This window comes from Pseudomonas sp. GM80 (assembly GCF_000282515.1).
Lineage (GTDB): Bacteria > Pseudomonadota > Gammaproteobacteria > Pseudomonadales > Pseudomonadaceae > Aquipseudomonas.
Genome location: NZ_AKJD01000173.1, coordinates 1 through 8,520, shown reverse-complemented (window position 1 = coordinate 8,520; position 8,520 = coordinate 1). Strand labels below are relative to the sequence as shown.

10 protein-coding genes and 1 pseudogene are annotated in these 8,520 nt (G+C 57.5%); 7 read left to right on the top strand and 4 right to left on the bottom strand.

The genetic code is table 11. The annotated features are described in order from the left end of the window. A partial coding sequence (locus PMI37_RS32305; protein ID WP_238552731.1) for a hypothetical protein occupies positions 1-219 on the top strand: 219 nt, incomplete at its 5' end. Positions 220-260: 41 nt separating this feature from the next. Here the strand turns inward: PMI37_RS32305 and PMI37_RS24115 are convergent. Both PMI37_RS24115 and PMI37_RS24110 read right to left on the bottom strand, forming a co-directional pair. Next, positions 261-1,089 (bottom strand): annotated as a pseudogene (locus tag PMI37_RS24115) (aminoglycoside phosphotransferase family protein). Next, positions 1,076-1,564: an SRPBCC family protein gene (locus PMI37_RS24110; protein ID WP_008085960.1), complete on the bottom strand. Its 489-nt coding sequence runs from the start codon at positions 1,562-1,564 to the stop codon at positions 1,076-1,078. Before PMI37_RS24110 ends, PMI37_RS24115 begins: the two are co-directional and overlap by 14 nt. A gap of 186 nt (positions 1,565-1,750) precedes the next feature. Here PMI37_RS24110 and PMI37_RS24105 point away from each other — a divergent pair, with 186 nt between their 5' ends. Together PMI37_RS24105 and PMI37_RS24100 are read left to right on the top strand one after the other, a co-directional pair. After that, positions 1,751-2,671, top strand: a complete 921-nt coding sequence (locus PMI37_RS24105; RefSeq protein WP_008085958.1) for an ADP-ribosylglycohydrolase family protein — start codon at positions 1,751-1,753, stop codon at positions 2,669-2,671. 57 nt (positions 2,672-2,728) lie between these two features. Further along, positions 2,729-3,133 (top strand): lysozyme inhibitor LprI family protein, encoded by a 405-nt coding sequence (locus tag PMI37_RS24100; RefSeq protein WP_008085957.1) that lies wholly within the window; start codon positions 2,729-2,731, stop codon positions 3,131-3,133. Positions 3,134-3,290: 157 nt separating this feature from the next. On the opposite strand, the gene PMI37_RS24095 is transcribed toward PMI37_RS24100, so the two are convergent. Further along, complete coding sequence (locus tag PMI37_RS24095) at positions 3,291-3,740, bottom strand: MerR family transcriptional regulator (RefSeq protein WP_008085955.1); 450 nt, start codon at positions 3,738-3,740, stop codon at positions 3,291-3,293. A 111-nt stretch (positions 3,741-3,851) separates the two neighbouring features. Here PMI37_RS24095 and PMI37_RS24090 point away from each other — a divergent pair, with 111 nt between their 5' ends. From PMI37_RS24090 to PMI37_RS24075, 4 genes are all read left to right on the top strand, one after another. After that, on the top strand, positions 3,852-4,493 hold the full coding sequence (locus PMI37_RS24090) for an NAD(P)H-dependent oxidoreductase (RefSeq protein WP_008085952.1): 642 nt from the start codon (positions 3,852-3,854) through the stop codon (positions 4,491-4,493). A 305-nt stretch (positions 4,494-4,798) separates the two neighbouring features. Beyond that, a complete protein-coding gene (locus PMI37_RS24085; protein ID WP_008085950.1) occupies positions 4,799-5,404 on the top strand; it encodes a hypothetical protein in 606 nt (201 codons plus the stop codon). Positions 5,405-5,413: 9 nt separating this feature from the next. Beyond that, entirely contained in the window at positions 5,414-5,620 is a 207-nt protein-coding gene (locus tag PMI37_RS24080) for a helix-turn-helix domain-containing protein (protein ID WP_007910409.1), read from the top strand. 84 nt (positions 5,621-5,704) lie between these two features. Continuing rightward, positions 5,705-6,376: a hypothetical protein gene (locus tag PMI37_RS24075; RefSeq protein WP_008085948.1), complete on the top strand. Its 672-nt coding sequence runs from the start codon at positions 5,705-5,707 to the stop codon at positions 6,374-6,376. Positions 6,377-6,433: 57 nt separating this feature from the next. Here PMI37_RS24075 and mrdA read toward each other — a convergent pair whose 3' ends face one another. Then, positions 6,434-8,326, bottom strand: a complete 1,893-nt coding sequence (gene mrdA / locus PMI37_RS24070; protein WP_008085945.1) for a penicillin-binding protein 2 — start codon at positions 8,324-8,326, stop codon at positions 6,434-6,436. Positions 8,327-8,520 lie beyond the last annotated feature (194 nt).

The window sequence follows — 8,520 nt, the reverse complement described above, 5'->3', positions numbered from 1 at the left end:
TGCGGCAGCTCCTACAGGTGGGTGTACTTTTCTCTGGGCGAAAAAAAACCCGCCGAAGCGGGTTTTTCCCAAGACCATTATCGACTCCCTGTCGGCAGCGATCCTTGCATATGGTCGATCATCCGTGATCCTGAAACACTCCCTGTGTCTCAGTTGATGGGTGTAGATTACGTGTCGGATCCAATCAGCAATAGTCGACATAGCTACCATCGCGTGTAAGACATTCGCCATAGAAGACCTTCCGAAAACCCCTAGGCCTGTCAGGCATCGAGCATGAACGCCGCGATCTGCGCGACTTTCAGCTGCCCCGAAGCCTGTTCCAGTGCGTCATCCTCCAGAAACCACGCTGCAGACAAACCGGCGAACGCCAGCACCCATTGCAACAGTCTTCGGCGATCGAGTCCGGCGGCTTCGCTGATCACTTCGAGTTGCCGGCGAAAACGCTGGGGATCAATGGCCGTCGACAGGTCCGGATTGCAGATCAGGTTGGCGTAATCAAAACCGCGCTCGCCCCTGACCCGTTTCGGGTCGATGGCCAGCCAGCCGCACGCGCCGAAATCCAGTACGTTGTCGTGGTGCATATCGCCGTGCAGTACCACCACATCCTGCGGGTTGGCGAGCAAGTGTTCAGCGGTTTGCAGGCTCAGTGCATAGAGGCCGCCATGCTGCGCAGCCGCGCTGAGCAGCCGCGCTGAGCAGCGAGGCAAACCAGGGGCTCAACTCAACCAGCGGCGGAGGCGGTGTTTCACGCGGTGCATGCAAGCGCGCCAGCGCTGCACACAAAATCCGGCTGGCCTCGTCGTCCTCGTCATTCAGCGCCATGTGCATCAGCGAACGCCGCCCCATGGCGCGCGCCATCAGCAAGCCATCCTCGTGATGCGCCAGCACCTGCGCGGCACCGTCGCCGTTCCACCAGGCCATCAGCCGGTTGCCGTGCTGCTCGTCAATATCCATCGCCACTTTGAGCATCGCTGGGGTATCCCCCTGGCGTACCGGCAGCAGATGGCTGCCCGGCGTGATGATGGGTGCGCCGTCCGGCAGCAGTGACCAGCGTTTGAGCCAGGGTTCGAAAATATCAGCCACCGTCACGCTCACGGGCTTTGGCGCTCTCGGCGAGAAACTGTTCGAGCCGGTTCAGTTGCTCCTCCCAGCCTCGGCTGTCCATAAAATAAGCCTCTTTCTGGCGAACATCGGGGATATGCGCGAAGCCTGACTCGGACACCTTGAGCAGTGTGCCGTCTTCGTAATCCTGTAATTCGAACTTGACCAGCGTGGTCGGCTCCTGGGAATAGTCGATCTTCGGATTGACCGCATACGGATGCCAGCGAAACGAAAACAACTGCTGCGGCTCGACCCGCTCGATCAGCACATTCCACAGCACGTGTTCATAACCGGGATAGGTGACCTGCCCTTGCGTCCATTCGCCAGCAATGAATCGCCTGCCCTCCAGCGCCACGCCGAACCACTGGCCAAACGCCTCGGCATCGACCAATGCACGCCAGACATGCGAGCGCGGTGCCTTGAGCGTTATTTTGCGTTCGAAACTATTGGGTACTGGTTTCATACGTCACCTCCTGTTTTGAACACTAGGCCTGTATGACCACATGTCCAATGTGAAGTTGTATCAAACCGGTGCAAAAGAGAAACATCCGGCTGCATTTGCGCGCCGCTGAATGAATGGATTCAGCCCCCGTTCAAGCAGCGAAACTGTTACCTTTTCCAGCGAAATCGAACCAGACAAGGACGACCCATGCTGCCCTCCCTCGCCGAACGTTATCGCGGCGCCCTGCTCGGCCTGGCCTGCGGTGACGCGGTCGGCACTACAGTAGAGTTCAAGCCGCGGGGATCATTCCAACCGTTGACCGATATGGTCGGTGGCGGCCCGTTCCACCTCAAGCCAGGGCAATGGACCGATGACACCTCGATGGCGCTGTGCCTGGCGGAAAGCCTGCTGAGCAAAAACGGCTTCAATGCCGTCGATCAGATGGGCCGTTACCTCAACTGGTGGCAGTGGGGTTATCTGAGTTCGACCGGTGAGTGTTTCGACATCGGCATGACCGTCAGTCAGGCGCTCGCGCATTACCAGCAAACCGCAGAGCCCTTCGCCGGCTCGACCGACCCCTACAGCGCCGGCAACGGTTCGCTGATGCGCCTGGTGCCGGTGGTCTTGTTCTACTTCCCCGACGCCCGGCAGATCCGCCAGTTCGCCGCCGACAGTTCGCGGACCACCCACGCCGCCCCTGAGGCCATCGAGTGCTGCCAATTGCTGGCCGGGCTGATCGCCAGAGCGCTTGAAGGCGCAACCAAGGCAGAGTTGCGCCAACTGCCCTCTGCGAACTTCTCACAACCCAAAGTTGCCGCCATTGCTCGCGGTGATTACCTCGGCAAGCCCGAAGCGGACATCAAAGGCAGCGGTTACAGCGTGCAGTCTCTGGAAGCGGCGCTGTGGTGCTTTCAGCAGACCGACAGTTTCGCCGCCGCAATCCTCTTGGCCGCCAATCTGGGCGATGACGCCGACACCACCGCCGCAATCACCGGTCAACTGGCCGGCGCTTATTACGGCGTCCGTGGTATCCCCGAACACTGGCTGGACAGGTTGCATGACGGCGCCGAAATTGCGGCGACTGCAGATCGTCTGCTTGAGGCCTCCAGAATGCGCGTCCCTGAATAGCGGCGACTGATTCGCTACACTGCCTGGCACTTCCTTTCGACATAGAGAGAATCCCCCATGTCCCCACGTTCGCTCCTGGCCCTGTCGCCACTGCTGTTCATGCCTTTCGCCCACGCTGCTGTCGACTGCGCCAACGCCAGCGATCAGGCGACGATGAACCAGTGCGCCGGGCAAGACTTCAAAGCAGCGGACAAGGAATTGAACACGCTGTATCAGCAGATCACCGGGCGCTTGAAGGACAACCCGGACGGCAAGAAGCTGCTGGTCAGTGCGCAGCGGGCGTGGGTCGGGTTTCGTGATGCCGAGTGCAAGTTTTCATCGTCAACGGTGACGGGCGGGAGTGTGTATCCGTGGGTTTACAGCAGTTGCCTGACCGGAGTGACCAAGGTGCGGGCTGAGGCGTTGAAGCGGTATTTGAAGTGCGAGGAAGGCGACATGAGTTGCCCGGTGCCTGGAGTCTGATTTTCGGCGGTTTTGCAGGATTCTTCGCAAGCAAGCTCGCTCCCGCATTGGAACGCATTGCAAATATGGGAGCGATGGCAGCCACTGTAGAGCGCTTGGAGTTCCGACAGGTGAAGCGAGTTAACATTATCGCCAGCAACCAAGCCTCGCTGTCCGCTCAGGTACGTTCCCCCCCCTGCAATGCGTTGCGCGTGATCATGTTTTGCACAGGCCGATGCGACTCGGTCCTGGGCACACTCGCGCACACGACAGGAGCACCACTGCGCAAACTTTCTTCAAGCACATGCCGTAGCCGCAACAAACCCTCCCGTTGCATCGTGAGGCTGGCCTCGATCTGGCGTATCTCATCCATACGGATATCGATTTGCTCGATGGTCAGCGATTTGGAACAACTTCCGTCCTCCAAAAACAGGCCGCGAATGGTGTCGAGAGAAAACCCCAGCCGCTGGGCATCGCGCACCAGAATCAATCTCGCGACAGCCGCCTCGCCATAGTGTCGATATCCATTGGCGTCACGGGTAGAAGACTCCAGTAAACCCTGTTCCTCGTAATAGCGTATCGCCGAAGCGGCCACACCTGTGCGCTTGGACACTTCTCCAATCTTCATAAAAACTGCTTGACCTTCAAGTTGGCTTTAATCGTTAGCATAAGCCCAGGCTCAGCACGACAGCCAGTCGTTATTGACCCACCTGAACATCTTTCACCTTTACGGAATTTGATGATGAGCACACTGACAGACCTGCTGAAATGGCGCTACGCAACGAAGAAATTCGATCCTTCCAGGACCGTGCCGGAAGAAAAAATCGAACGCATTCTGGAAGCGGTGCGGTTAACGCCGACATCAAGTGGACTGCAGCCCTTTGAGTTGCTCGTGGTGACCAATGCAGAGATTCGCGAAAAGATCAAAGCCGTCAGCTGGAATCAGCAGCAAGTTACCGACTGCTCTCATTTGCTGGTGTTTGCCGCGTGGGACGACATCACCGCAGAGCGGGTCAACATGATGTTTGACCTGACCAACGAAGTACGCGGGACCGTTAATGAGGGCTGGGAAAATTACCGTCAAATGCTCTTGGGCATTGTCGCTGGACGTGGCAAGGAGGCTAATTATCAGGCGGCTGCTCGGCAAGCTTATATCGGTTTGGGCTCAGCGTTGATCGCCGCCGCGTTTGAAGAAGTCGATGCCACACCGATGGAAGGTTTCGACCCGGCAGCCATCGATGAAATCCTCGGACTCGCGGCCCGCAACCTGCGCAGTGTGGTGATTCTGCCGCTAGGGCATAGAGCCACTGAGGGAGACTGGTTGGTCAACCTGAAAAAGGTTCGTCGTTCGCGGGAACACTTCATTACCGAGATCAAGTAAGCCCGTTAAGAGCGGGGAAATGAAGCATGCCTGTGGCAGGTACCCCGCTCTGATCCATCCCTGAACCTGTCATCGATATCAGCGGCCACCGAATGGGTCGCGTCCCTCCCCTGTTCTCGACTTGCTTCGAGCTCGATGCCCTATCGACATTGAAATCCTCCCAAATCAATTGAACTGAGGTTCATTCTATAGCCCTGCGTCCGATGCCAGTGGCCCCCTTCACAAAACAAGAACAATTTATTATTGCCATTCGATAATTTAACATCGAGAATTAGTCATTCCCAATGACACCGCAAGGATTTTTCATGAGTACTCGTAACAACGGATTGGCACTGCAGCGCATGCATTGGGTCGGACTACTGGCAGCTATTCTTGTCTGGGTTTTAGGGGTGACCGAGGTCGGTGGCAACGCTTCGATCTGGTTCTTCAAGACGGATGAAATGCTCGCAGCTCTGCTCTACGCTTTCGCTGAAAATTCGCCGCAATTGCTTGACCCGTTTGTCGAAGGTGCGCTGCTTGCCCCCGACACATGGCTCTCGCCACTGGTCACCGCGCTGCTCGTCATTCTGGATTTCCTGCCCGTCCTGCTTTCGACCTACGTGCTCTGGCTGACCGGGTTGTTTTTCCTGCGCTTGTCCCGCGGCGAAACCTGGACCGAGCGCAATATCAAGGTGCTATGGCGAGTGGGGATTCTGTGCATCATTTCTCCGGCCGCCTACCCACTGGTAGAGACCTTGCAAGGTTTGACTCTGTCTATTGATCTGCCGCCCGGAGAGCGCATTTTTCAATTCTCGATCGGCCTGTCTTCCACTTCTGCCTACGAGATTGTCAAAGGCGTATTGCTCTGTTTGTTTTCAATTATCATGCGCGATGCAAAAGTACTCAGCGATGAGCAAAGCCAATACATATAGAACAATACAATGACCATTATCGTCCGCCTTGACGTTGTCATGGCCACGCAAAAAATTCGCTCGAAAGAGTTGGCCAGCCTGCTGGGCATCACCGAGGCCAACCTATCATTACTGAAGAATGGCAAGGTCAAGGGCGTGAAAATGGCCACCTTGGACAAGCTGTGCGCAGCACTCGATTGCCAGCCAGGCGATTTGCTGGAGTACCAGAAAGACTGAGCCTTGCCCATCCGCGCACGTTAATTGTCGCCAGTCCCCACCGTTTAACTCTTATTCAATCCTTGGTTGTAAGGCGACTTTGTCATGACCCGGTTTTTATTCTGCACGCTGTTTTTACTGACAGCGTTGATCAGCGGCTGCGCCACACAAATGGACGTGGCGCTAAATGCCACACCTGATCCGGACTATCACTTCGATCGAAAAGCGACTGTGCTGGTGACTTCTGCGGGCGGCAGTGACGAAAACGCACTTAATGCCCGCTACTACCTACGGGACATGGTTAATGCGCTAAAAGACAGGGGCTATCAAGAGGTTTATACCGATACCAGTCTGCCGAAGAACCACGCGCCAATAAAAATGACCGTCAGCCTCGATGTCAGCAGCCGACAGGTGACTTACCGTTATACCGCCACCGAGTATGGGCAAGTGCCGACCAGCACCTCTACTGTGTGCAAGACCGGCAAGAAAAAAGATGACCGGCTGACGTGTACGAGTAAACCGAACACGACCTATGGCCCGATAGGTACCTCGGAACGAACCGGCTACACCACCCTCAGCACCTTCATTGCCACAGCCCGGGATGAGACCAGCAAGCGCCCCGTCTACCTGCTGCGCGCCTCGTCCTATAACGATGACTGCCAGTCCACCAAGGTCGAAGACTTTCTGGTGGAGCAAGGCTTGCAGAATCTGAACTTCGAGGACCGTGTGCAGCGCAACTACACCGTCACGATGCCCGAAGGTTACCGCTGCAAGTAGGCTTTGCAGGGCGACCCACAGCCTCGGCGCAACCAGCAGAGCCGAGGCTGTAAACCGTTAGACGTGCGGGTCACCCGGCGCTTTGGTCGGCGCTGCGTATTGCGGCTTGAGATGGCCGTCCTGATCGAGTAGCCAGGCGTCCATGATCTGCCGCACCACCGGACCTGCCACACGACCACCGGCCTCGCCGTTTTCGATCATCACCGAAATCGCGATCTTCGGATGCTCGGCCGGGGCGAAACCGACGAACAAGGCGTTGTCGCGGTGGCGCTCGAGGGTTTTCTCGCGGTTGTAACGCTCGCCCTGCTTGATCGCCACCACCTGCGCCGTACCGCTCTTGCCGGCGATGCGGTACTGCGCGCCCGCCGCTGCCGCCCGGGCAATGCCGCGTGCGTCGTGCATCACCATCTGCATGCCGTGGTTAACCTGCTCCCAGTCACGCGGATCCTTGAGCAGGATGTTCGGCATTGGATGCTCGTCGACCGGGGCGACGCCGTCGACAGTCTTGGCCAGGTGCGGACGGTTCCATACACCCTTGTTGGCGATCAGCGCGGTGGCCTGGGCCAGTTGCAGTGGCGTGACCTGCATGTAGCCCTGGCCGATGCCGAGGATGACGGTTTCGCCCGGGAACCATGCCTGGCGGCGGGTGGCGCGTTTCCATGCCTGCGACGGCATCAGACCCGCCGACTCTTCGAACATGTCCAGCGAGACTTTCTCGCCGAGCCCGAACATCGCCATGTAGTCGTGTAGGCGATCGATGCCGAGTTTGTGGGCCAAGTCGTAGAAGTAGGTGTCGTTGGAACGCATGATGGCCGCGTCCATGTCCACCCAGCCGTCGCCGCTGTGGTTCCAGTTACGGTATTTGTGATCGAAGTCCGGGAGTTGGTAGTAACCCGGATCGAAGACGCGGGTCTGCGGGGTGACGACACCCGCATCGAGACCGGCAATCGCCACTTCCGGCTTGATCGTCGAGCCCGGCGCATAAAGACCACGCAGTACGCGGTTGAACAGCGGTCGGTCGATGGAGTCACGCAGCGCCGAGTACTCCTTGGAGCTGATGCCGGTCACGAACAGGTTCGGGTCGAAGCTGGGGTTGCTGACCATGGCCAGTACTTCGCCGGTGGAGGGGTCGAGCGCTACTACCGAGCCACGACGGTCACCCAGGGCGGCCTCGGCGGCTTCTTGCAGTTTGACGTCGAGACTCAGAACAATGTTTTGCCCTGGCACCGGATCGGTGTGCTTGAGCACGCGCAAGACGCGGCCCTGAGCGTTGGTCTCGACCTCTTCGTATCCGACATGGCCGTGTAACTGCGCTTCATAGAAACGCTCGATACCGGTTTTGCCGATGGATTGCGTGCCGCGGTATTCCACCGAATCGAGGGTCTTGGATTCCTTTTCGTTGATCCGGCCGACATAACCGATCGAATGGGCGAAATGGGCGCCAAGCGGATAGTGACGGACAAACTGCGGTTCGACATCGAGGCCCGGCAAGCGGAACTCGTTGACCGCCAATACGGCGATCTGCTCTTCCGTCAGTTCATAAAACAACGTCACCGGCGTGAACGGATGACGGGATTGCTTCATGGCCTTGTCGAACACCGAACGATCTTCAGCAGGCAGGTGCAGCAGATTGATGACCTCGTCCAGCTCCTGATTGACGTCGGTCGCACGCTCGCGGGTGATGGTCAGGTTGTAACTGGGACGGTTATCAGCGAGCAATACGCCGTTACGGTCGTAGATCAGGCCGCGTGTCGGCGTAATCGGCAGGACGTGGACGCGGTTGTTTTCAGAGATGGTGGAGTGGTAGTCGAATTCGACCACTTGCAGGATGTACAGGCGCACAACCAGCGCGCAGCTGATGGCGAAGACGAACAAGGCGCAGGCGATCAATCGTTTGTTGACCAGGCGCGTCTCTTTTTCGTGATCCTTGATCGGGATAGGTTCAGGCATTTCTACAGCAACTCTTTGACATAAATGAATGCCGATCCGTGGGCATGACATCAGTCCGTTAAAAAACGAGCTGCACCATACCAAAAACTGCCCGGTCACTTCAGAACGATTTTCCCCAATGGCAATGCTTGCGACCGTTGGGGTAGTTCGGTGGTCGATGAAACTTTTCTTACGGGCAAAACAAAACCCCAACT

Coding starts and splice junctions, on each gene's coding strand:
- PMI37_RS24075 (WP_008085948.1), top strand. CDS start 5,705: ATGACCCGGTTTTTATTCTGCACGCTGTTTTTACTGACAGCGTTGATC.
- PMI37_RS24085 (WP_008085950.1), top strand. CDS start 4,799: ATGAGTACTCGTAACAACGGATTGGCACTGCAGCGCATGCATTGGGTC.
- PMI37_RS24110 (WP_008085960.1), bottom strand. CDS start 1,564: ATGAAACCAGTACCCAATAGTTTCGAACGCAAAATAACGCTCAAGGCA.
- PMI37_RS24100 (WP_008085957.1), top strand. CDS start 2,729: ATGTCCCCACGTTCGCTCCTGGCCCTGTCGCCACTGCTGTTCATGCCT.
- PMI37_RS24080 (WP_007910409.1), top strand. CDS start 5,414: ATGACCATTATCGTCCGCCTTGACGTTGTCATGGCCACGCAAAAAATT.
- PMI37_RS24090 (WP_008085952.1), top strand. CDS start 3,852: ATGATGAGCACACTGACAGACCTGCTGAAATGGCGCTACGCAACGAAG.
- PMI37_RS24105 (WP_008085958.1), top strand. CDS start 1,751: ATGCTGCCCTCCCTCGCCGAACGTTATCGCGGCGCCCTGCTCGGCCTG.
- mrdA (WP_008085945.1), bottom strand. CDS start 8,326: ATGCCTGAACCTATCCCGATCAAGGATCACGAAAAAGAGACGCGCCTG.
- PMI37_RS24095 (WP_008085955.1), bottom strand. CDS start 3,740: ATGAAGATTGGAGAAGTGTCCAAGCGCACAGGTGTGGCCGCTTCGGCG.